Genomic DNA, 22,082 nt, shown 5'->3' with positions numbered 1-22,082 from the left:
TCAGAACAGATCGCTCTGGTTTTTCAATAACGCTTCCACGTCTTTATCTACTTTGATGTGAATCTCATGCTCGATTTTCACGTTCATATTGATGGTGATCGGATCTTTGGGTGCCGTCACTTCAATGCGTGGCACACAGCCGATCAGCGGCAGCCCGGCTGCCAGAACCAGTAATGCCCTGAGGCTCATGGTGAGGTGTCCTTGTTCGATGGCAGAGTGGCATGTTGCTCCACCCAGGATTGCAAATTATCGCCAAAGCGCAGACTGCGCCACAGCTGAAACAAATTTTCCTGATGATGATAGTTGAGGTTGACGGTCTGCCGACGGTTGCTGAAGCGGCTGACGCCCTGCACCTGCGCTTCCATGGTGAGATCGCCGAGATTATTCAGGTTGATGGTGGCCCACGAGCGGGAAATCTCCATGTAGCGCAGCCAGTCCAGCGCCGCGCCGGTCGCCACGTTATTGCGGGTGATCGCATCCGCCATATCTTTATCGAGCCGGAAGGTCAGCGGACCACTGTTGGCGATCCACCCTTTCTCGATCAGCCAGCGCGGATTATTCAGCCACAGCGGCAGCTCGCCGTTTACCCGTCCGGACATGGCAAACTGTTTTGGTTTGATCGCCGTCACCAGCTCGCTCAGGCTGATATTGCGCAGTGATACCCGCGCCGGCTGATGCTGCGGCATCTGAAGCGCCGGTAAGCTGATCTGCCCGCCCAGCAGATCGAGACTGACATCCTGCAGGGTCAGCGGTGCCTGTTCGCTCCACGGCCAGGCTCCCTGCAGATCGGCACGAATGTTCTGCATCGCAAACTGATTTTTTACCTCGGCGATGCGCAGCGAAACCGGACCGTGCTGACCAAACTGCCACTGCTGATCTTTCAGCCGGAACGGCAGCGAGAAATCGACGCCGTTAATCTGGCTGTCCGGAGTCCAGAGACTGCCCGCTTTGACCGTCCAGTGCCCACCGGCCTGAAATCCCTGATCGCGCGCCGCAGAAAATGCCACCTGCGCCTGCAGTTCGCCGCTGCGGATCTGCATTTTCAGATCCGGACTGAGTAACGGCTGGAATACGGTTAACGATTGCTTTGGCCACCAGGCTTCGCCACGCAGCCGTTCACCATCCCAGCGACCGTGGACCCGCAGCGGCCCCACCTCACCGGCGTTGAGCGCACCACGCCAGATGAAATTCCCCGGGTCGCGGCCCGTGGCCTCAAAGTCGAGCGTCGCGTCCGCCAGCCTGCCGCCATAACTGAAACGGGTTGGCCCCGCCTGCAGCCTGAAGCCGCCGTTAAACGCCGGATGCGCCTCAGCGCGCTGCCAGTTGACCGGCGCGGTCAACGTCAGACGGGGCTTTTCAACCTGGACGCTGCCATAAGCGAGGTGATTGAAGCCGGTGGAGAGCGTATCGAGATGAATCAGCGTATCCCGCCAGCCGCCGGTGCCTTTAACATCCCAGCGCGCCTGCAGCGGCCGCATCTCGCCCCCGCCCCAGTAGCGCCAGTTCCATTCGCCTTTATCCGGCCAGAAATCATTGGCCCGACCGTCCAGGTGCAGCCGGAAACGGCCAAAACTGGCGTCGTGCGCATTGAGGATCGCCTGCAGCCGGCCATCAATCCCCTGCGTGGAGAGCCGGACGCCCGCCAGCGGCCAGCGCGCCTCATCCACCTCCAGCGTCGAGAGCAGACGACCGCGCAGTCGCAGCAGCGATTTAGGTTGCAGCAAAAGTTGTGGATCGAGCAGTGAGCCGCTGAGCAGACCCGGAATCGAGCCGTAAAGCTGCAGGTCAGAGAGCTTGCTTTCGCCCGTCAGCTGAAACGGCAGGTGGCTGTCGGTCAGGCTCAGATGACCCGGACCGATACCCAGCACCACGTTGCCTTTGCCGCCGCGTCCCTGCGTCAACAGGTTAATCCGGCCGCTAATCTGGCTGGCGTCGAGGCCCGCCTGCCAGTTGTCCAGCGTCAGATTAATGAAACCTGACAGCGGCTGACCCGCCAGCGGCCAGAAATACTGACCCTGCTGGATGCGAATCTGATCGTGGCTCGCCTGCCACGGCAGTTGCAGCAGCGGCTGCGGGGTATCCGGCATCGCCACGCTCAGTACGCCCTGCTGCTGCTGCCAGTTAAGGGTCAGTTGCAGCGGATGCGGCAGCGCGGTCAGCGCCAGCTGTCCGGCCACTTCACCGTTGACCGGCAGCCCGCTGGCGAAAGTCGGAAGTTCGAGGTGGCCGCTCAGGGTGATCGGCTCAGGTAAAGCGGCATGATTAAGCGTCAGGCGACTGATGGCGAGCTGCTGGCCGGTCAGCGTCGCCGCCAGCTGCAGGTTCTCACCCTGATAACGGAGTTGCTGACGCTGTTTTTCCAGCGTCAGATCCAGCACGCCGGCGTAGGTCTGCCACGGCGTGACGACCAGCTTCGCCAGATGAATGTCAGCCCCCGGCAGCATCGCCTGCCACTCGGCCAGTGTTTTGGGCGCTGGCGACGGGCCGTCACTGGCGGGTAATTTTTGCAGGCATTCGCTGTTCAGCGTCAGCTGTACGGCATTGAGCTTCCAGCGTGAATCGTGCCAGCCGAGCGAGGCCGACTGGATCTCCGCCAGCAGGCAATCCTGGGCCAGATAACGAATGCCGGGAAACCACAGGCCGCCATCCCGCCAGCGCGGCGATCCGGAGAGCGCAATGCGGGTCTCTGCCGGCAGCCAGATGCCGACTAACCGTGGCAGCCATTGAGTGATCGTCAGCAGTAAGCCCAGCAACAGCAGAATCAGCGCCAGAATGGCCGCCAGCCGTCGCCGGAAAATCCGTGGCATCACAGCCATAATCCTTTTCCTTACAGTATCCTGACAACGATGATGGCATGTAACGCCCCGAAGGTGAAGGTCTGGCCAGCGCGCAAATCAGCGGTTAGAGCAAAGTCAGTCAGAAAACGTTATCCTTGATCCACACCCGTATGCAGGAGCACAACGATGAAGATCGCGGTTTACAGCACCAAACATTACGATCAGAAGTACTTCGAACAGGTTAATCAGCAATTCGGATTTGAGCTGGTTTTTTTTGACTTTTTGCTGACCGAGAGCACGGCGAAAAACGCCGTCGGTTGTGATGCCGTCTGTATCTTTGTCAATGATGATGGCAGCCGCCCGGTACTGGAGGAGCTGGCGTCGCTGGGCGTCAAGTACATCGCTCTGCGCTGTGCCGGTTTCAACAATGTCGATCTGGACGCGGCGGCGGAACTGGGTCTGCCGGTCGTCAGGGTACCGGCCTATTCGCCGGAAGCGGTGGCGGAACATACGGTCGGTCTGATGCTTACCCTGAACCGCCGCATTCATCGCGCCTATCAACGTACCCGTGACGCCAACTTCTCACTCGACGGCCTGACCGGATTTAATATGCACGGTAAAACCGCGGGCGTCATTGGCACCGGTAAAATTGGCATCGCGACAGTGCGGATCCTCAAGGGATTAGGCATGCGCCTGCTGGCGTTTGATCCCTATCCCAGCGATGAGGCGCTGGCGTTGGGGGCCGAATATGTCGATCTGAAAACGCTGTTCGCAGAATCGCACGTGATTACGCTGCACTGCCCGCTGACGCCGGAAAACTATCATCTGCTTAACGCCGACGCGTTCAGCCAGATGCGTGATGGCGTGATGATCATCAACACCAGCCGCGGTAGTCTGATTGATTCACAGGCAGCGATTGATGCGCTGAAACAGCAGAAGATTGGGTCGCTTGGCATGGACGTGTATGAGAATGAACGCGATCTGTTCTTTGAAGATAAGTCGAATGATGTGATTCAGGACGATGTGTTCCGCCGGCTTTCTGCCTGCCACAACGTGCTGTTTACCGGTCATCAGGCGTTCTTAACCGCCGAAGCGCTGACCGCCATCTCTGAAACTACCCTGAATAATCTCAGCCAGCTCGATCGCGGCGAAAATTGCCCGAATCTTATCTCTGCCTGAACATGCGGGCCGGAACTCTCCGGCCTGTCCCTTAACGGGCGCAGCGTCCGCCAATGAATGCCTGTTCATCACAGCGACGACCATTCACTAACTGACACATGCCGACCCGGGAACCGTCCAGCTGATGGGAAAAAGCCAGCGTGCCGCCTGCATTGGAACAGGTACTTTCAGCCAGCGAGGACATCATCACCCTGGGCTGGATATGGGCGGCTGTCGCCTGTTGCGGTGGCTCGTTGTCATCACTGTTGCTGCTACAGGCAGAGAGGATCAGCGCGGCACCGGCCAGCAAAAAGGTGGCTGCTTTCATCAGTCAGACTCCGGGGGTTGGGGTTAAAGGCTGAGCCAGCATATGTCAGGCAGCGCAAGGGGTCGAGGGGTGAAACAGCTTTTTACAAAATTCTCCAGCGACATTTGCAAGCAGAATTATCTTGTTTACCTGCTATCAGGGAATCGTCAGACTTTCCCGGCGTTTATTAAATCGGAGTAATGCCATGTTAATTGACATGTTAATTCGCATCGCGCTGGCGGGGGTGCTGGGCGGTCTGATCGGAATGGAACGTCAGATGCGGGCCAAAGAGGCGGGACTGCGCACCCACATTCTGGTGGGGATTGGCAGTGCGATGTTTATGCTGGTGTCGAAATATGGCTTTGCCGATATGCTGAGTAATGAGCACGTCGCGCTGGACCCGAGCCGCGTGGCGGCCCAGGTGGTCAGCGGCATGGGCTTCCTCGGCGCGGGCACTATCATGATTCAGAAACAGGTGGTGAAAGGGTTAACTACCGCCGCGGGTCTGTGGGTCACCGCAGCGATTGGCCTGGTGATCGGCAGCGGGATGTACGAGATTGGCATTTACGGCACGGTACTGGCGCTGGTGGTGCTGGAAGTGTTTCGCCGCCTCAGCCATTTTCTGATTGGCAAACACCATACGCTGCTGGTATTTCTTAAACCCAAAAGCGTCCCGCTGGTGCTGCTGGTGATGCAGCGGGAAGGCATACGCTACGGCAACGTGACGGTGATCAATCGCGATGAAGAGAGTGGCCTGTGCGAACTCAGCGTTCAGGTGACGTTGTCACGCAAATCAAACGATGCGCATCTGTACGATAAGGTGATGGAAATCAAAGGTGTGCAGTCGCTGGAGATGATGTAATCAGCTTTACTGCGGGCACGCCGGTTTTTGCCCCTGCCCGCCGCCAATTGGCACTGGTATTTCAGCGCACATTAAGTACCATACGCAGCAAAAGTTATTTCTATCGTCAGCCATGACGCTGACGTCTCTGTTTACAGGCCAGGAATCACGTGACCAGTTCAAAAGAACAGTATAATTTCAACAAATTACAGAAACGCCTGCGTCGCCATGTCGGCGAAGCAATTGCTGATTTTAATATGATCGAAGAAGGCGACCGCATCATGGTCTGCCTGTCAGGCGGTAAAGACAGCTACACCATGCTGGAAATTCTGCGCAGCCTGCAAAAGAGTGCGCCGGTCAATTTCAGCCTGATTGCGGTTAACCTCGATCAGAAGCAGCCGGGTTTCCCGGAGCACATCCTGCCGGAATATCTGGCTTCGCAGGGTGTCGAATACCGGATAATCGAAGAAGATACCTATTCGATCGTTAAAGATAAGATCCCGGAAGGCAAAACCACCTGCTCGCTCTGCTCTCGTCTGCGCCGCGGTATTCTTTATCGTGCCGCCAGCGATCTGGGTTGCACCAAAATTGCGCTGGGCCACCATCGTGATGACATCCTGCAAACCCTGTTCCTGAACATGTTCTACGGCGGCAAGATGAAAGGCATGCCACCCAAGCTGATGAGCGATGATGGCAAACACATTGTGATTCGCCCGCTGGCCTACTGCCGCGAGAAAGATATCATCCGCTTCTCTGAAGCTCGTCAGTTCCCGATTATCCCGTGCAACCTGTGTGGCTCTCAGCCGAACCTGCAGCGTCAGGTGGTGGCCGATATGCTACGTGACTGGGACAAGCGTTATCCGGGCCGTATCGAAACCATGTTCAGCGCAATGCAGAATGTAGTTCCTTCGCACATGGCGGACATCAACCTGTTCGATTTTAAAGGGATTAAGCACGGCGATGCCGTAGTGGATGGCGGCGATCTGGCGTTTGACCGTGAGACCCTGCCACTGCAACCCGCAGGCTGGCGGGCGGAAGAAGAGGATGCGCCGGATGTCAGCGCGCGTCTGGACGTGGTGCAGATTAAATAAGCCACTCCGCCACGATTAAGGGCGTGCTGTTAACAGCACGCCCTTTTTTATATGTTTCGGTGCGGTGGCGGATCCATTACCGGCGGAAACTCCGGGTCCGGTGGCGGATCGGGTTGCGGTTGTGGCTGGGGAATCGGGTCAGGAATCGGGGTCGGATCCGTGGGGATCGGCTCGCTGTTAAGAATCGCGTTCATGCCGTGCTCCTTTTCTTGCGAATGAAGTTTAAGCATAGGAAAGGAAACGCATCACAGCCAGGCGGCAAAAAAAAGCCGGCACAGTGGCCGGCGTGTTTCGAATTAAATGTGCTATGCATTAATTCTAAATCAGGAAGTAAGACAATATGGAGCGCAACGCCCATCGCTTGACGTTGCATTCACCTGCGGGAGAGAGTTTGCGTCAGTCGCCCTTAAGGGTTATTGATATCGATCAGCTTTTTTTCGCTTAGCGCTGCCAGCGTTGGTTGAGTGGCGTTTTTCAGGCCGGTCAGCGCAATCCGCCGGTGATACCGCTACAGCCAGCGCCGCTTGCGCAGGTAGCCGGCCACGCTGAGCGCCAGCACCACCAGCAGCAGGCAGAAGATCGAAAAGCCGTAACGCCACTCCCCACCCGGAATGCCACCCAGATTGACGCCGAACAAACCGGTGAGAAAGGTGGCGGGCAGGAAAATCATCGCCATCAGCGACATAGTGTAAGTGCGGCGATTCATCGACTCCGCCATCTGCGAGGCGACTTCATCGGCCAGAATAGCGGTCCGCGCCACGCCAGCGTCGAGGTCATCCAGTCCGCGTCCGAGGCGATCGGCAATCTCCTGCATCCGCCGCCGTTCACTGTCGTCCATCCACGCCAGCTTCTCGCTGGCCAGCCGGGCATACACGTCGCGCTGCGGTGCCATATAACGCCGCATCACAATCAGCTGCTTGCGCAGTAAGCCCAGTTCGCCGCGCGCCGGCATCCGCTGGTCCAGCAGCGCATCTTCCATTTCGATGATTTTGTCGTGCAGCTCTTCGATAAATTCGCTGGTGTGATCGGTCAGCGCATCGCAAACGTCCACCAGCCAGCTGCCACAGTCGATGGGCCCGTTACCGTTTTGCAGATCGGTCAGTACCTCATCCACCGCGAACACTTTGCGCCGCCGGGTCGAAACAATCAGTTTATCGTTGATAAACACCCGCATCGCCACCAGCTGGTCGGGACGCGCATCGCTGTTATGGTTGACGCTTCGCAGCACTATCATAAACCCGTCGCCCAGCCGGCTGACGCGCGGCCGCATGCTATCGCCGGCTAACGCGTCACGCACCGCATCGGGGATTTGCGGCGTCGATTGCAGCCATTCCGCGCTCTGACGATGGGTATAATTCAGATGCAGCCAGCAGGGCCGCTCGCAGTGGATCACTTCATCTTCTGCAATCGGGATCAGCCCGCCCTTTCCATCCAGCTGGCAGGAAATAATGGCGTCTGAAACCTGCAATGCTTTTCCGTCAATTACATCCACAACCTTGCCTCACTACTAAAATCAATACGATACAGTCTAGCGTGGCGGCGTTGAGTTGCAATCACCGGGCTGTGTAGAAAGATGTCAGTCTGCGGCCTGACTACAGGCCGCAAACGGCTAGTGCTTTTCAATCCACAGTTCGCGGCTGTAGGCCACATCTTCCGGGTTAGTGATCGGGTAGCCTTTGACCCAGGGTTTAATCAGGCGGCCGTTGGTGTACTGGTAGATCGGCGCGATCGGCGCCTGAGCAGCCAGAATCTGCTCGGCACGGTTGTAATCACTGTTGCGTGCCTGGTCGCTGGTCTCTTTGCTGGCCCTGGCGAGTACCGCGTCGTATTCCGCATTGCTGAAGCGCGCGATATTACTGCTGTTGCCCGAGGTCAGCAGATTGAGGAAGGTGGAGGGCTCATTGTAATCGCCAACCCATGAGGCGCGGATAACGTCGAAATTGCCGCTGTTGCGGCTGTCGATGTAGGTTTTCCACTCCTGATTCTCCAGCGTGACATCCACGCCAAGGTTCTTTTTCCACATCGAGGCCACCGCAATCGCGATTTTCTGATGGCTTTCAGAGGTGTTGTACAGCAGCTTGAGGCGCAGCGGCTTGTCCGGTCCATAACCAGCTGAGGCCAGCAGGGCTTTGGCCTGGGCATTGAGGCTGTTTTGATCGTGCTGCTGCTGGAATGACGGCAACGGCTTAAAGCCGGCGGTGACGTCCGGCGTAAAGTGCCACGCGGGCTTTTCGCCGGTTCCCAGCACCTTGTCGGCAATAACCTGGCGATCAATCGACCATGACAGCGCCTTACGCACCCGGACATCCGCGGTCGGGCCTTTTTGGGTATTAAACGCGTAATAATAGGTACCGAGCTGGTCCGGCGTATACACCTGCCCCGGCAGCGTTTTCTTCAGCAGTGCATACATGTTTTTAGGAAAGGATTCAGTAATGTCGATATCGTCTGAGCGGTAGCGTTTGGTGGCGCTCGACTCTTCGTTGATCGGTACGAAGGTCACTTTGGCCAGCACCGAATGGGCATCATCCCAGTAGTGCGGGTTACGCGTCAGCACAATTTTCTCATTCACCACCCGCTCGCTCAGCTGATAGGCGCCGTTACCCACCAGCTTGCCTGGCGCAGTCCAGCTGTCGCCCTGCCGGGCAATCACCTGCTGCGGAACCGGAAACAGCGCCACGTTGGCGACCAGCGCCGGGAACCACGGCACCGGACGGTCGAGCGTAACTTTCAGCCGGTTGTTGTCCTGAGCCACCACGCCCAGCTTGTCGGGCGTCATTTCGCCTTTGGTGATCGCTGCTGCATTCTCAATACCGCTTAAGCCGGCAAACCAGGCAAAGGCCGAACTGTTTTTAGGATCGACCAGACGTTGCCAGCTGTAGACGAAATCCTGAGCGGTGACCGGCTCGCCGTTGGACCAGCGGGCGTTATTGCGCAGGGTAAAGATCCAGGTTTTGTTATCGCTGCTGCTCCAGCTTTGTGCCACGCCAGGAACGATTTTGCCGTGCGCATCCTGATTGGTCAGCCCTTCAAACAGATCGCGGATAACCTGAATTTCCGGCAGCCCCACCGCTTTGAGCGGATCGAGCGAGGCGGGCTCATCTTTGATATGACGGACAATCTGTTGCTGGTCAGCGAGTTGTGCGCCGGCGGGTAGCGTCGCCGCCATGGCGGGTGTGAGTACGCTGCTCAGGCTGAGCGCCGCCAGCGTCATGCAAAAGGTCTTAACCATCATCACTCCTTTACCCCAAAGAAGCGCTGCCCCGGTCCGATGCCGACGCAGCTTGTCTTGCGGCACTTTATCGCAAATTGCTGATTGATAAATAGCTATTTTCCGCGCGCCGCTTTTCCGCTACTTTTAGGAAAACCCTTTCAGAGGAAATCACCATGTCGTCATTACACCCACGACCGCTGCGCGGCAAACTGGACGTTCCGTACCAGCAATATGGCCGCTCAGTGCTGGGCGCGCCGCTGCTGTGGTTCCCGGCTCCGCTGGGCGATGCCGACAGCGGACTGATCCTGGCGGGCACCCACGGCGACGAAAATGCGGCGATCGCCACGCTCTCTGCTGCGCTTCGCACGCTGCCGGACGCGCTGCGCCGTCACCACGTGGTGCTGGCGGTCAACCCGGATGGCTGTCAACTGGGATTGCGCGCTAATGCTAACGGCGTCGATCTTAACCGCAATTTCCCGGCGGCGAACTGGCAATCAGGCGACACGGTCTATCGCTGGAACAGCGTGGCGGACGCGCGTGACGTCGCCTTATCCACCGGCAGCCATCCGGCATCTGAACCGGAAACTCAGGCGCTGTGTGCCCTGATTCATCAGCTCAAGCCGCGCTGGATTGTCTCCTGGCACGAGCCACTCGGCTGCATAGACGATCCGCATCAGGCGGAGATCGGCGGCTGGCTGGCGCAACAGACCGGCCTGCCGCGCGTCAGTAGCGTGGGTTATGACACGCCAGGCTCGTTTGGTAGCTGGTGCAAGGATCTCAGTCTGACGTGCGTCACGGCAGAAATGCCGGTGATTTCAGTGGATGAAGCCACAGAAATCTATCTGGAGATGATGGTTAATCTGCTGCGCTGGCAGCAATAATCAACTGACCGTTCTGCACTTTAATGGCTGGTTCTGCGTCGACCGCCAGCCAGGTCGGCCCGTCTAAGTCGGCAAAGCGGGTTTGCGGCACCAGCGGCAATGCGGCGCGAATGGCGCGTGAGGTACAGAGCATGCAGCCAAGCATCAGCGCAAAGCCTTGCTGCTGTGCCGTCGCCGCCAGCGCCAGCGCCTCGGTCAGTCCACCGGCTTTATCCAGCTTGATGTTGACCATCTCATAACGACCGCGCAGCGCGGCCAGGCTGTCACGGGTGTGGCAGCTTTCATCGGCGCAGATCGGCAACGGATGAATAAAGTTCTCCAGCGCCGCATCTTCTCCCGCTGGCAACGGCTGCTCCAGCATCGCCACCCCGATATCGGCCAGCAGCTGACAGCGCGCCGCCAGTCCCTCCGCATGCCACGATTCGTTAGCGTCGACGATTAACGTCGCCTGTGGCACTGCGGCGCGGATCGCCATCAGTCGTTCGGTAATAAAATTGTTATCCAGCTTAATTTTCAGCAGTGTCGCCCCGTGCTGCCACAGCGCCTGGGCGCTGCTGGCCATCGCTTCCGGCGTATCAATGCTGACGGTCTGGGCAGTGACCACACCCTCGGGTGCCGCCACGCCGCTGAGCTGCCACAGGCTGCTCTGTTGCTGGCGGGCCGCCAGATCCCATAACGCGCTATCGATAGCGTTGCGCGCCGCGCCGGCGGGCAGTGCCTGTTGCAGCGCTTCGCGCGTCATTCCCTGCTGTAAGGCAGGCAGCAGCGAGGCGATTTGTGCCAGTACCGAGGCTTCGGTTTCACCGTAGCGTGCATAAGGCGTCGCTTCACCGACCCCTTTCACGCCCGCTTCTTCAATTTCAACTACCACCACTTTTACTTCAGTGCGTGTTCCACGGGCAATGACAAACGGCGTATGTAGCGGCCAGGCTTCGGGATAACTTTTTACCGTTCTCATTTACTCTCCAGAATCTGCAACGCAATGGCAGGCTGCCTGCGCTAAACTCAATAATTGAACTCGTAAACCCTTAAATTTTATGTCATAAACAACGACTATAGCGCGTTTTTAGCCGTTTATAAGTCAGATCTCTTCACCATCAAAAAGGAATCAGTATGTCTCAGACTGTTCATTTTCAGGGTAACGCAGTACCGGTTGCGGGTCAGTTTCCTCAGGCTGGCGATAAAGCCAAAGCATTCACGCTGGTGGCAAAAAACCTGGTCAACGTTGCGCTCTCTGAGTATGCAGGAAAACGTAAAATTCTGAACATTTTCCCCAGCATTGATACCGGCGTCTGTGCCTCTTCAGTACGCAAGTTTAATCAGGCGGCGGGTGAACTGAATAACACGGTTGTGCTGTGCATCTCTGCTGATTTGCCGTTTGCCCAGTCACGCTTTTGTGGCGCAGAGAACCTCAGCAACGTAGTAACGCTGTCGACCCTGCGCGGTTCAGAGTTTAAGTATGACTACGGTGTGGAAATTGCCGATGGTGCGCTGGAAGGCCTGACGGCACGCGCGGTCATTGTGCTGGATGAAGACGACAAGGTGATTTATAGCCAGCTGGTGGATGAAATTACCACTGAGCCGGACTATGACGCGGCGCTGGCAGCGCTGAAGTAAAAAAAAAGCGGATAACCCGGTTATCCGCTTTTTTATCACCCTCGCAGGTCACCTACTCACTTTCAGTTCGCTTCTGCCCCAATCCATATTCACGCAGCTTATTGGCAATCGCGGTGTGCGATACGCCGAGCCGTTTAGCCAGCTTGCGGGTGCTGGGATAGGAGAGATAGAGCCGGGTCAGAATCGAACGCTCAAAACGGCTGGTAATCTGATCGAGCGTGCCTTCCAGTGCCTCATCCCCCAACGACACATCCAGCGCCTGCTCCGGTAACACGATATCCTGAGGACGCAGTTCATAGCCTTCGAGTTGGGTCAGCGCGCGGTAAAGCGCATTTTTCAACTGACGCACGTTACCTGGCCAGGCATAGCGGGTTAAAAAGGCATTAAGCTGCGGCGACAGGCGCGGACGAGGCATCCCCTGTTCGTCGGCGAAGCGGGCGACAAACATCTCGGTCAGCGGCAGGATATCCTGCGGACGGTCGCGTAGCGGTGGCAGATGCAGGGTCAGGACGTTCAGCCGGTAAAACAGATCCTCACGGAATTCGCCGCGCTGCACCAGCTCAATCAGGTTCTTCTGGGTGGCGCAGATGACGCGCACATTGACATGCACTTCATGCTCTTCGCCGACCCGGCGGAAAGTCCCATCATTGAGGAAACGCAGCAGCTTGGTCTGCATTCTTGGCGACATCTCGCCGATCTCATCCAGCAAGACAGAGCCGCCATTAGCCTGTTCAAAGAAGCCTTTCTTACCCTCCAGCGCATTCGGGTAAGCCCCGGCGGCATGACCAAACAGTTCGCTCTCGGCAACATCATCCGGCAGCGAGGCGCAGTTAAGCGCCAGGAACGGCTTTTTACCGCGCGCGCTGCGCAGATGACAGGCGCGCGCCAGCATATCTTTACCGGTGCCAGTGTCACCAATGATCAGCAACGGCGCATCGTGCATCGCCAGCTTGCGCGCCTGGTCCACAACCTGACGCATTTTTGGCGTCACCGCGACAATATGGTCAAACTCCGATTCGTCGGTTACCACCAGGTTCTGTAACTGCTGGCCCATGCGCGCGGTGGATTTCAGCATCACCATGGCACCAACCGGCTGATCGTTCTGGCCCTCTTCACCGGAAAGATAGATCGGTCGCGCTTCCATCAGGAAATCCCGTCCTTCAATCACCACATGCTGGGCCTGCGCTTCCACCCGCTCGCTTTCCAGCCAGCGCATGAAATTAAAACCGTTAATCAGGTTACCGGCACTGAAATTACGCATCTTCTGTTCGTCGAGATTGAACAGGTTCTGCGCCGCTGGGTTCGCCAGTTCCACTTTACTTTTCAGATCGATGGAGAAGACCGGTTCCGGCATCGCCACCAGCAGCGCACTCAACGCACGATGCTCACGTTCCGAAGGCATGTACGCCACGGTACGCACATCTGTTACGCCCGGTGTACGCCGGATTTCTGCCATCAGACTGCTGAAAGCATCAAATTCCAGCGCGGAGAAGTTGAGATAGATGCGGCCTAATGCCGCGATTTCGATACCGCGCAGATCGATATTGCGCGCAACCAACAGGTCGAGCAGTTCGCGCGTCAGACCGATTCGGTCCTGACAGAACACTTCCAGACGCATTGCGATGGCCTTAATCAGGTTCAGATGGGGCGATGATACGCTAAGAGATGCGCCAGCAGAAAGGGCTCTGTCAGGAAAAGTTGACAGCCACGCGGCGTTTGGCTGCCTTTTGTACTGTCTGCTTCTGATGGGGCTGGCGGGCTTGATTGTCAGTCTTTGTCAGTACGAAACTGTTGATCGGTGCGGACTTACTGTATATTTCACTCAACCCATTAATAATGATTATAAAATGCTTACTTTCTTTGCTAAATATCTGACCGTTGGCGTAGTGAATACTCTGATCCATTGGGTCACATTTTTTATCTGCATCAGTCAGGGTTTACTGCAATCCACTGCGAATGTTATTGCCTTTGGTCTGGCGGTAACCTTCTCATTCTTTGTTAATGCACGCTGGACCTTTAATCAGCAAGCCACACCCTTTCGCTATATTTTGTACGTGATATTTATGGGCGCGATGGCCTTTGGTGTTGGCTATCTGGCGGACCGGATCGGCCTTTACCCGCTCGTTACGCTGATAACGTCTTCGGCCCTGAGCCTGGCCTGTGGCTTTATCTTTTCCCACTTTATCGTGTTTAAAGGAAATAAATGAAGATTTCTCTGGTGGTGCCGGTTTTCAATGAGGAAGAGGTGATTCCTCTTTTTTACGATGCCGTCAGGAAATATGCCGCATTTGCCGAGTGGCAGGTCGAGATCGTTTTTATTGACGATGGCAGTACGGATGCCACCCGGGCGTTGATTGCCCAGCTTAGCCAGTGCGATCCGCTGGTGCGTACCCTCTCCTTTATCCGCAATTTTGGCAAAGAGGCGGCGCTGTTCGCCGGCCTGGAAGCTGCTACGGGTGATGCCATCATTCCGATTGACGTTGATTTGCAGGACCCGATTTCGCTGATCCCACAAATGGTCAGCAAGTGGCAGGCGGGTGCTGATATCGTCTTAGCCAAGCGAATTGACAGAAGCGCCGATGGCCATCTGAAACGTAAAACCGCGCACTGGTTTTATAAGCTGCATAATTGCATCAGCCATCCTCAGATAGAAGAGAATGTGGGTGATTTCCGGCTGATGTCACGGGAAGTGGTGGAAAATATTAAGCTGCTGCCTGAAAAAAATTTATTCATGAAAGGTATTCTTAGCTGGGTTGGCGGGCAGACAGAGATTGTCGAATATATCCGTACAGAACGGATAGCGGGCAACAGTAAATTCAGCGGATGGAAGCTCTGGAATCTGGCGCTGGAGGGACTGACTTCCTTCTCGACCTTCCCGCTTCGTATCTGGTCGTACATTGGTTTTCTGGTCGCCTCATTAGCCTTTCTTTATGGCCTGTGGCTGATTGTCGACAAACTGCTGTTTGGCAATCCGGTGCCGGGCTATCCCTCGATCCTGGTTTCAGTGCTGTTTCTGGGCGGCGTTCAGCTTATCGGCATTGGCGTGCTCGGCGAATATATCGGTCGCATCTATATGGAGACCAAAAACCGGCCACGTTATATTTTACGAAACAGCGATAAGTTAAAAAAAACCAGTACTGAAAGATGATGAATTATGCCACCGCGTGGCAACAGCAGCGTGCCAATAACAAAGGATGAAAGATGATGATCGGTAAACAGGGCCTGAGCCGTGGCAACGTGTTTGTGCTCTTTATAGTGGTGTTTCTTTTTGCATACTATCCGGCTTATTTAACCCATTATGCCTATACCGATGACTGGACCAACCTCTACTGGGCCAACTTCGATCAGCGGAGTATTTTAAACTGGGATACGTTATCAGGCCGGCCGGTGTACGGAATCATCCAGTATGCCGCCTCTTTTATTGTCGATAGCGTAGAAAAACTGGCGCTGCTACGTGCAGTGGCAATTATTCTGCTTATTTTTACCGGCTATTATCTTTATACCCTGACTCAGAAATACGCGCTGATGGAAAGCCAGGCGCAGCGCATAACCTTTTCACTGTTGCTCTGCCTGCTGCCTTCTTTCCAGGTTTATATCGCCTGGGCATCCTGCTTTCCCTATATCGCCGCGATTCTGCTGGCTGGCGCGAGTTATCGATGGTCCGTGAAGCCAGGCGTAGCTGGGCCACTATTGGCGATCTTTCTGCTGGCCATCGCCTTCTGTATTTATCAGCCAGCTGCGATGAGCTTTACCTTTTTTGCCATGCTGGATTTGTGCCTCTCAGCACGCAGGATCGATAAAAAACGTGCCGTGATTCCGCTGGTGGTATTGGGCGCGGGCATGTTTGCCGCCTTGATTGCGTCGAAGGTGTTGCCAGTCCAGCTTTATGGCCATGCGCTGCCGCGTTCGGCATTTAGCTACGATCTGCTGAATAAGGTGAAATGGTTCTTTTCAGAGTACCTTAAAAACATCATCTGTCATTTTGATCTCGGGGCAAAAACCGTTTCGGTGATTCTCTCTTTAATCGTCATTGGCTTTGGGCTAAAGAAAATTAAAGCCGCTGGCACTGATAAGTTCTGCCTGATCTTTTTTTTATTGCTGATCGCCGCGCTGCCCAATCTGATTGTCAGTGAAAGCATGGCAGCCTATCGAACCCTGATTGCCGGCGCCCTGATTTCAACCAGCATTTTTATTGTCGGTCTGTTTGAGATCAGCCAAAAATTTAAATGGAAAAAGTGCTTATATGCCGCGCTGGTGCTGGCAGCGGCTTCACTGGCAATCAGTCATCTCAACAACGGCTATTCGGTTCCGGCGCGCAAAGAGTTTGCGCTGCTTAATCAGGCCATCACCTCTCAGGTGCCAAAAGATTTCCATGGCGCGCTCTATTATCGTCTGACCGGAGAATATCTGCCGAAAGTGGCGACATTGCGTAAATATGATGATTTTGGCGGGCTGGGATTAAGCATGTCGTGGACCTTTGCCGGCATGGCGCACTTTATCCGGCAACAAAACGGCATGGCGTTTACGCTGCCGGCGAATCCGGTTATTACCGACGAAGCCGGTTGTCCGGGTGACTGTCTGGTTATCGATTCGCGCGCGGTGCTGCGTCAGCCTCATTAAGCGCAAAGAAAAGGCGGCCAGCCAGGCCGCCCTTGTTGATTGCGTCACAGCACTGGCTAGGCAGACTTATTGCCGCCCTTCTGCAACGCCTCTTTCATCTGTCCTAACAGCTCGCGACGGAAATCGCCCAGCCGCGGCTTATCCTGCTCCAGCCACGGCAGTGGGCGACACAGTTCCATCGCTTTGATGCCCAGCCGCGCGGTCAGCAAACCGGCGCCAATACCCTGCGCGGCGCGGGTAGAGAGTCGGGCGGCGATATCCTGCGACATCCAGTCCATCCCCACTTCGCGCACCAGTTCCGACGCACCGGCAAACGCCATGTTGAGCAGCACCAGCCGGAACAGGCGTATACGACTGAAGTAACCCAGTTCGATACCGTAAATTGCGGCGATGCGATTGACCAGCCGCAGGTTACGCCAGGCAATAAATGCCATATCAACCAGCGCCAGCGGACTGACGGCGATCATCAACGTGGCTTCTGCCGCGTGACGGCTGATTTCACGTCGCGCCTGGCGATCCAGCACCGGCTGCACCAGCTGGGCATATAAACGTACTATTTCGCTGTCGTTATGAGTTTCATGAAGCGCGGCATGCCAGCGCTGTAACGCCGGATGCGCCTGATCCAGCTCGGCCTGCTGGGCCAGCTTTTCGCAAAATGCCCGGCCTTTACCTATGCCATGGCTGTGCAGCAGTTCGCGGCCGATGTCGCGCTCTTCGGCACGCTGACGAAGCTGATAGAGGCGGCGCCATTCACCGGCCAGCGCGCCGACGCCAGCCAGCACGATCAGGCCGCCCGCCACGCCACTGCCGAGCGAAAACCAGTCGCGGGCCAGCCAGGCATCATGGGTCCACTGCACGCCCTGTGCGACGACGCTGACGCCGAACAGTGCCACGCCAGCCATCACCAGTTTGCGCCACAGGCTGCGCTTCGGTTTCAGCGCCGCTTCCACCGCGCGCTCACCTGCGCCCTCCTCCTCGACGACGGCTTCATCATCCTGCACCGCCAGAAACGCCGCCTGCGCCTGGGCGTCAAAAGTCTGCGCGGGCCGTAACGGCACCTCTGTCGCCTCATCCAGCGGACGAGAAAAATCGATACGGGGCTTCAGCGGATCACTCATCGCAATTTATCTCCTAACAAAAATTCCAGCGCAGCATCCATGCGGATATGCGGCAACGGCCGATCAACGTCCAGCTGCTGTGGGCGGAATTGTTCAAACTGGAAACCCTGCTGCTGCCAGAAAGCATTGCCCGGCAGCCGCGGCGGCACTTCACCGGGATAGACGGTCAGCGGTTCGCCATCACTCAGCCGATTGCCGCGCAGCGCCGGGATCTTCTCACCCCGGTGATCCACCAGCCCGCTCTGCGTCGCCTGCACCGAGGCCAGGCCGATGCAATCCATGCTGATCCCCTCAAATGCGGCGTTCTGCCAGGCATCCTGCACCAGCTGCTGCAACAGTGACACCATATTACCGTGCTGATCGCTGGTGATATGGTCCGCTTTGGTGGCGGCAAACAGTAATTTATCGATAACCGGTGAAAACAGCCGGCGGAACAGCGTCCGCTGACCATAATGAAAGCTTTGCATCAGCTGCGTCAGCGCCAGCCGCATATCATTGAAGGCTTGTGGTCCGCTGTTGAGCGGCTGCAGGCAATCGACCAGTACAATCTGGCGATCGAAGCGCAGGAAATGATTTTTATAGAAGCCTTTCACCACGTGCTGGCAGTAGTAGTTAAACCGCTGCTGCAGCATGCTGAAGTTGCTGCCTTTGTCGGCCTGAGCGAGTTTGCTGAGCTGCAGATCGTCGGTAACCGGCCACGGGAAAAACTGCAGCGCCGGTGCGCCCGCCATGTCGCCAGGCAGGACAAACCGGCCCGGCTGGATGAAATGCAATCCTTCAGCCTTACAGCGGTGCAGATAATCGGTCCAGGCTGCGGCAATTTCCGCCAGCCGGTTTTCATCGGCGGGCGCGAGCGGGTCGAGTTGCTTACAGAGGGTGCGCCACGGCGTCGCCCACTCTGCGCGATCGCCCTGCAGCAGCCCGTTCATCTGCCGCGACCAGGCAAGGTAATCCTGCGCCAGCATCGGCAGATCGAGCAGCCATTCGCCGGGATAATCCACGATCTCCAGATAGAGCGTGGCGGTCTCTTTCAGATGTCGCAACAGCGATGCATTGGGGCGATAGCGCAGCGCCAGCCGCATCTCACTGACGCCGCGGGTCGGTGTCGGCCAGGCAGGTGGCGTGCTGTAGAGCTGTGCCAGTCCTTCATCGTAGGTAAAGCGCGCCGTTCCCATATCGCGCTGCGGTACCCGCTTTACCCCGAGCAGGCGCTCATCCCGCACCACGGAAAACAGCGGCAAACGTGCGCCGCTGTGGACCGTCAGAAGTTGATTAACCAGCGAGGTGATAAACGCGGTTTTTCCGCTGCGGCTTAGGCCGGTAACCGCTAAGCGCAGGTGCCGGTCAACGCCGCGGTTCATTAACGCGACAAATTCAGTTTGCAGTCTTTTCATCTTTCTCCCTGATGAAGCGCGACGCCGCGCGATTCATTACGCGTTTCAGCAATGGCTCCAGCGCCATCGCCAGTAAAAGACGTAACGGACGGCGTGCTACCGATTTTACCGCCCAGCCGGTGACGCCAGCAGGACCGTAAGTGACAGCGTTAATAATGATGAATTTAGCCGCCGACTTCAACGCGGGTGCCGCGCGGTGGCGAAAAGCAGTGGATCGCGAGAAGGACATCGACACCTCCGAAGGGTCAGCGAAAGGGCCTGTTACAGGCCCGGTATGATAAGAATTAAAGCTGGCGGAAGCGGCTGCGCACGCTAAAGGTTTCAGACGTGACGTAGCGTTCCACATCGCGCACGCTGCGTTCATCACGCTGCAGTGCGCTTTCTAACTGGTCCAGCAGTTCGCTGGCGCTGGGCTGACGTGGGTTGTCAGCGGCATTGGCCGGTTTAACATCCAGTACAAATCCCAGCACGAAATAGGCGACCACGGTAAACATAAACAGGCCAAAAAACAGTGACAGCACCATGATGACGCGCAGTAGCCGCACCGGAATATCGAGATACTCCGCCAGACCTGCACAGACGCCCATCAGTTTTCCTTCGTCAGGCTTACGCCATAACTTGCGGCCATTGATCATGGTTGCCTCCAGTTAGGGTGTTCTGCGTCCAGAATCGCCTCCAGCGCATCAATGCGTTCGCGCATCCGCTGCGCGTCCTGAGCAACACGCTGCAGGCGCTGGATTTCGCTTTGCGACAGTTCCGAACCGCCGTTGCGTTTGTTGCTGTAATGCAGCCATAGCCAGATCGGTGCCACAAATAACACGAAGATCGTTAGCGGTATGGCAAGAAAAAGTGCGCTCATTGACTCTCCTTAATCACTCATCGCAACGTCGATAATTATTCACTGCGGTTCATTTTGGCTTTCAGCGCATTCAGTTGCTGGCTGATTTCATCATCCGCTTTCAGATCGGTGAACTGCTGATCCAGCGTTTTAGGTTTGCCAAAACCGTGACTTTCCGCTTCCGCTTCCATGTGATCGATGCGACGTTCAAACGATTCAAAACGCGCCATCGCTTCATCAATTTTACCGCTGTCCAGCTGACGACGAACGTCACGTGAAGAGGAAGCCGCCTGATGACGCAGCGTTAACGCCTGCTGACGCGCCCGCGTTTCGCTCAGTTTTTTCTCCAGCTCGCTGATTTCGCCTTTCATGCGTTCCAGCGTCTCTTCTACCTGGCTCACTTCCTGTTTCAGGGTGGCGATCAGGTCAGTCAGTTTCTGTTTTTCGATCAGCGCTGAACGGGCTAAATCGTCTTTATCTTTTCGCAGTGCCAGCTCGGCTTTTTCCTGCCATTCGGCCTGCTGAATCTCTGCCTGCTCAATCCGGCGTGTCAGCTGTTTCTTTTCAGCCAGCGCCCGTGCAGAGGTTGAGCGGACTTCAACTAAGGTGTCTTCCATTTCCTGAATCATCAAACGGACCAGTTTCTGCGGATCTTCCGCACGCTCCAGCAGCGAATTGATGTTGGCATTTACGATGTCGGCGAAACGAGAAAAAATACCCATAATGATGTTCCTCTTTAAATGTGTCATGGCGTGTTGCGCTGTATGGCTAATACAAGATGCGTGCCAATTTTATAATTATTTGATTATTATCAATTTTTAAATTTTACAGCCCTTTTGGCTTGTTCTAATATAGTCAAAATGATTAAGGGGTGGCGAAATTCATCATGGCTGGAAACAACGACAACCTTCTCGGTGAGTCCAATAATTTTCTTGAAGTGCTGGAGCAGGTGTCGAAGCTGGCTCCGCTGGAAAAGCCGGTATTAGTGATTGGCGAGCGCGGTACCGGTAAAGAGCTGATCGCCAGCCGCTTACACTATCTTTCTGACCGCTGGCAGGGACCGTTTATCTCGCTGAACTGCGCCGCGCTGAATGAAAATCTGCTCGATTCTGAGCTGTTCGGCCATGAAGCCGGGGCCTTTACCGGCGCTCAGAAGCGACATCTGGGCCGCTTTGAACGGGCGGATGGCGGCACGCTGTTTCTTGATGAGCTGGCGACGGCACCGATGCTGGTTCAGGAAAAACTGCTGCGGGTAATCGAATATGGGCAGCTGGAGCGCGTCGGCGGTAATCACTCATTGCAGGTTAATGTGCGGCTGGTCTGCGCCACCAACGAAGACCTGCCTGCCCTGGCGGCCGCCGGAAAATTCCGCGCCGACCTGCTTGATCGTCTGGCGTTTGACGTCGTTCAGCTGCCGCCACTGCGCGAACGTCGCAGCGACATCCTGGTGATGGCTGAGCATTTTGCTATCCAGATGTGCCGTGAACTTGGCCTGCTGTTGTTCCCTGGCTTTACCGCGCAGGCGCAGCAGACGCTGTTGAGTTACCACTGGCCCGGCAACGTTCGTGAGCTAAAGAATGTGGTGGAACGGTCGGTTTATCGTCACAACAGCAGCGAGCAGCCGCTGGATAACGTGATTATTAATCCGTTCGCTCGCCGGCCTGAGCCGGTCGATACCCTGCCGGTGAGCCGTCCCGCGCCCGAGGGCGACCTGCCGGCGCTGCCGCTCGATCTGCGTCAGTGGCAAAATCAGCAGGAACGAGAGCTGGTGGAAACCAGCCTGCAACAGGCACGATACAATCAGCGCCGCGCCGCGGGGTTATTGGGCGTTACCTACCACCAGCTCCGCGCCATGATGAAAAAGCACGGTATTCAGGCGCGTGAAGATATCAGCTGATACCGTGCGGATCGACTTCGCCCTTCCCCTGCCGTCTCAGGCGCTTATCAGGCCAGCCGTCCGCTTCGCGTTGACCATTTCAGGCAAAAAAAAGCCCGCCATCAGGCGGGCAACAATACTGGAAGCAATGTGAGCAATGTCGTGCTCTTCTTCGGTAGAGCCACCGTCGAAGTGCAGGTGAATAATAATCATTCTTATTATCATCTGTAAAGCGCTAATTGAGAATATTTCTCATCACCACACTCTCTGTACGTTTTTTCTGCCGCAGGCTGAATGAATATCAGGCCGGGCAGCGTCGCAGATTTTGGGACAACGCCCGCTTTGCGATACAC

At 56.3% G+C, this 22,082-nt stretch carries 24 protein-coding genes; 9 read left to right on the top strand and 15 right to left on the bottom strand.

Annotated elements, in window-relative coordinates:
* Both AABB92_RS04895 and AABB92_RS04890 read right to left on the bottom strand, forming a co-directional pair.
* A complete protein-coding gene (locus tag AABB92_RS04895) occupies positions 1-189 on the bottom strand; it encodes a YnbE family lipoprotein (RefSeq protein WP_031376780.1) in 189 nt (62 codons plus the stop codon).
* Entirely contained in the window at positions 186-2,816 is a 2,631-nt protein-coding gene (locus AABB92_RS04890; protein ID WP_046288301.1) for a YdbH family protein, read from the bottom strand. The genes AABB92_RS04895 and AABB92_RS04890 overlap by 4 nt, the downstream gene beginning before the upstream one ends.
* Positions 2,817-2,963: 147 nt before the next feature.
* On the opposite strand from AABB92_RS04890, the gene AABB92_RS04885 reads away from it, so the two are divergent.
* Positions 2,964-3,956 (top strand): 2-hydroxyacid dehydrogenase, encoded by a 993-nt coding sequence (locus tag AABB92_RS04885; RefSeq protein WP_031376782.1) that lies wholly within the window; start codon positions 2,964-2,966, stop codon positions 3,954-3,956.
* Positions 3,957-3,987: 31 nt separating this feature from the next.
* Here the strand turns inward: AABB92_RS04885 and AABB92_RS04880 are convergent, their stop codons facing one another.
* Entirely contained in the window at positions 3,988-4,263 is a 276-nt protein-coding gene (locus tag AABB92_RS04880; RefSeq protein ID WP_031376783.1) for a putative hemolysin, read from the bottom strand.
* A 184-nt stretch (positions 4,264-4,447) separates the two neighbouring features.
* On the opposite strand from AABB92_RS04880, the gene AABB92_RS04875 reads away from it, so the two are divergent.
* On the top strand, positions 4,448-5,104 hold the full coding sequence (locus AABB92_RS04875; RefSeq protein ID WP_031376784.1) for an MgtC/SapB family protein: 657 nt from the start codon (positions 4,448-4,450) through the stop codon (positions 5,102-5,104).
* A gap of 149 nt (positions 5,105-5,253) precedes the next feature.
* Entirely contained in the window at positions 5,254-6,174 is a 921-nt protein-coding gene (gene ttcA, locus AABB92_RS04870; protein WP_031376785.1) for a tRNA 2-thiocytidine(32) synthetase TtcA, read from the top strand.
* Between the two features lie 47 nt (positions 6,175-6,221).
* On the opposite strand, the gene ynaL is transcribed toward ttcA, so the two are convergent.
* The 3 genes from ynaL to AABB92_RS04855 all read right to left on the bottom strand — a co-directional run bounded on the left by ynaL (position 6,222) and on the right by AABB92_RS04855 (position 9,403).
* On the bottom strand, positions 6,222-6,368 hold the full coding sequence (ynaL, locus tag AABB92_RS04865) for a proline-rich small protein YnaL (RefSeq protein ID WP_162836816.1): 147 nt from the start codon (positions 6,366-6,368) through the stop codon (positions 6,222-6,224).
* A 314-nt stretch (positions 6,369-6,682) separates the two neighbouring features.
* Positions 6,683-7,666, bottom strand: a complete 984-nt coding sequence (gene zntB, locus AABB92_RS04860; protein ID WP_031376786.1) for a zinc transporter ZntB — start codon at positions 7,664-7,666, stop codon at positions 6,683-6,685.
* Positions 7,667-7,783: 117 nt separating this feature from the next.
* On the bottom strand, positions 7,784-9,403 hold the full coding sequence (locus AABB92_RS04855; protein WP_031376787.1) for a peptide ABC transporter substrate-binding protein: 1,620 nt from the start codon (positions 9,401-9,403) through the stop codon (positions 7,784-7,786).
* A 155-nt stretch (positions 9,404-9,558) separates the two neighbouring features.
* Between AABB92_RS04855 and mpaA the strand changes: the two genes are divergently transcribed.
* Positions 9,559-10,266, top strand: a complete 708-nt coding sequence (gene mpaA / locus AABB92_RS04850) for a murein tripeptide amidase MpaA (RefSeq protein WP_046288300.1) — start codon at positions 9,559-9,561, stop codon at positions 10,264-10,266.
* Here the strand turns inward: mpaA and ycjG are convergent.
* A complete protein-coding gene (ycjG, locus tag AABB92_RS04845) occupies positions 10,241-11,224 on the bottom strand; it encodes an L-Ala-D/L-Glu epimerase (protein ID WP_046288299.1) in 984 nt (327 codons plus the stop codon). The two genes, mpaA and ycjG, sit on opposite strands and share 26 nt — an antisense overlap.
* A 155-nt stretch (positions 11,225-11,379) precedes the next feature.
* Here ycjG and tpx point away from each other — a divergent pair, with 155 nt between their 5' ends.
* Positions 11,380-11,883 (top strand): thiol peroxidase, encoded by a 504-nt coding sequence (tpx, locus tag AABB92_RS04840; RefSeq protein ID WP_031376975.1) that lies wholly within the window; start codon positions 11,380-11,382, stop codon positions 11,881-11,883.
* A gap of 52 nt (positions 11,884-11,935) precedes the next feature.
* Here tpx and tyrR read toward each other — a convergent pair whose 3' ends face one another.
* Positions 11,936-13,501 carry a transcriptional regulator TyrR gene (tyrR, locus tag AABB92_RS04835; RefSeq protein WP_031376976.1) on the bottom strand — a complete coding sequence of 522 codons (1,566 nt, stop codon included), beginning with the start codon at positions 13,499-13,501 and terminating at the stop codon, positions 11,936-11,938.
* A gap of 229 nt (positions 13,502-13,730) precedes the next feature.
* Between tyrR and AABB92_RS04830 the strand changes: the two genes are divergently transcribed.
* The 3 genes from AABB92_RS04830 to AABB92_RS04820 are packed head-to-tail and all read left to right on the top strand — an operon-like array spanning position 13,731 to position 16,503.
* A complete protein-coding gene (locus AABB92_RS04830; protein ID WP_031376977.1) occupies positions 13,731-14,090 on the top strand; it encodes a GtrA family protein in 360 nt (119 codons plus the stop codon).
* Positions 14,087-15,031 (top strand): glycosyltransferase family 2 protein, encoded by a 945-nt coding sequence (locus tag AABB92_RS04825; protein WP_031376978.1) that lies wholly within the window; start codon positions 14,087-14,089, stop codon positions 15,029-15,031. The genes AABB92_RS04830 and AABB92_RS04825 overlap by 4 nt, the downstream gene beginning before the upstream one ends.
* Positions 15,032-15,084: 53 nt before the next feature.
* Complete coding sequence (locus AABB92_RS04820; RefSeq protein ID WP_046288298.1) at positions 15,085-16,503, top strand: hypothetical protein; 1,419 nt, start codon at positions 15,085-15,087, stop codon at positions 16,501-16,503.
* A 56-nt stretch (positions 16,504-16,559) separates the two neighbouring features.
* Here the strand turns inward: AABB92_RS04820 and AABB92_RS04815 are convergent, their stop codons facing one another.
* Genes AABB92_RS04815 through pspA form a run of 6 tightly spaced genes read right to left on the bottom strand, consistent with a single transcriptional unit; the run spans position 16,560 to position 20,575 of the window.
* Entirely contained in the window at positions 16,560-17,621 is a 1,062-nt protein-coding gene (locus tag AABB92_RS04815; RefSeq protein ID WP_046288297.1) for a YcjF family protein, read from the bottom strand.
* Complete coding sequence (locus tag AABB92_RS04810) at positions 17,618-19,015, bottom strand: YcjX family GTP-binding protein (RefSeq protein WP_031377767.1); 1,398 nt, start codon at positions 19,013-19,015, stop codon at positions 17,618-17,620. Before AABB92_RS04810 ends, AABB92_RS04815 begins: the two co-directional genes overlap by 4 nt.
* Entirely contained in the window at positions 18,996-19,244 is a 249-nt protein-coding gene (pspD, locus tag AABB92_RS04805) for a phage shock protein PspD (RefSeq protein WP_031377768.1), read from the bottom strand. The genes AABB92_RS04810 and pspD overlap by 20 nt, the downstream gene beginning before the upstream one ends.
* Positions 19,245-19,299: 55 nt before the next feature.
* Positions 19,300-19,650: an envelope stress response membrane protein PspC gene (gene pspC, locus AABB92_RS04800; protein ID WP_031377769.1), complete on the bottom strand. Its 351-nt coding sequence runs from the start codon at positions 19,648-19,650 to the stop codon at positions 19,300-19,302.
* Entirely contained in the window at positions 19,647-19,874 is a 228-nt protein-coding gene (gene pspB, locus AABB92_RS04795; protein WP_031377770.1) for an envelope stress response membrane protein PspB, read from the bottom strand. Before pspB ends, pspC begins: the two co-directional genes overlap by 4 nt.
* A 35-nt stretch (positions 19,875-19,909) precedes the next feature.
* Positions 19,910-20,575 (bottom strand): phage shock protein PspA, encoded by a 666-nt coding sequence (gene pspA, locus AABB92_RS04790; protein ID WP_031377771.1) that lies wholly within the window; start codon positions 20,573-20,575, stop codon positions 19,910-19,912.
* A 164-nt stretch (positions 20,576-20,739) separates the two neighbouring features.
* Between pspA and pspF the strand changes: the two genes are divergently transcribed.
* Positions 20,740-21,750 carry a phage shock protein operon transcriptional activator gene (gene pspF / locus AABB92_RS04785; RefSeq protein ID WP_046288526.1) on the top strand — a complete coding sequence of 337 codons (1,011 nt, stop codon included), beginning with the start codon at positions 20,740-20,742 and terminating at the stop codon, positions 21,748-21,750.
* 36 nt (positions 21,751-21,786) lie between these two features.
* On the opposite strand, the gene AABB92_RS04780 is transcribed toward pspF, so the two are convergent.
* Positions 21,787-21,942 carry a hypothetical protein gene (locus AABB92_RS04780; protein WP_162287699.1) on the bottom strand — a complete coding sequence of 52 codons (156 nt, stop codon included), beginning with the start codon at positions 21,940-21,942 and terminating at the stop codon, positions 21,787-21,789.
* Positions 21,943-22,082: the final 140 nt, after the last annotated feature.

Origin of the sequence: Pantoea brenneri (assembly GCF_038594305.1) — a bacterium.
Classification (GTDB): Bacteria; Pseudomonadota; Gammaproteobacteria; order Enterobacterales; family Enterobacteriaceae; genus Pantoea; species Pantoea brenneri.
The sequence above is the reverse complement of the archived record's forward strand: the minus strand, read 5'-3'. Positions and strand labels throughout refer to the sequence as shown.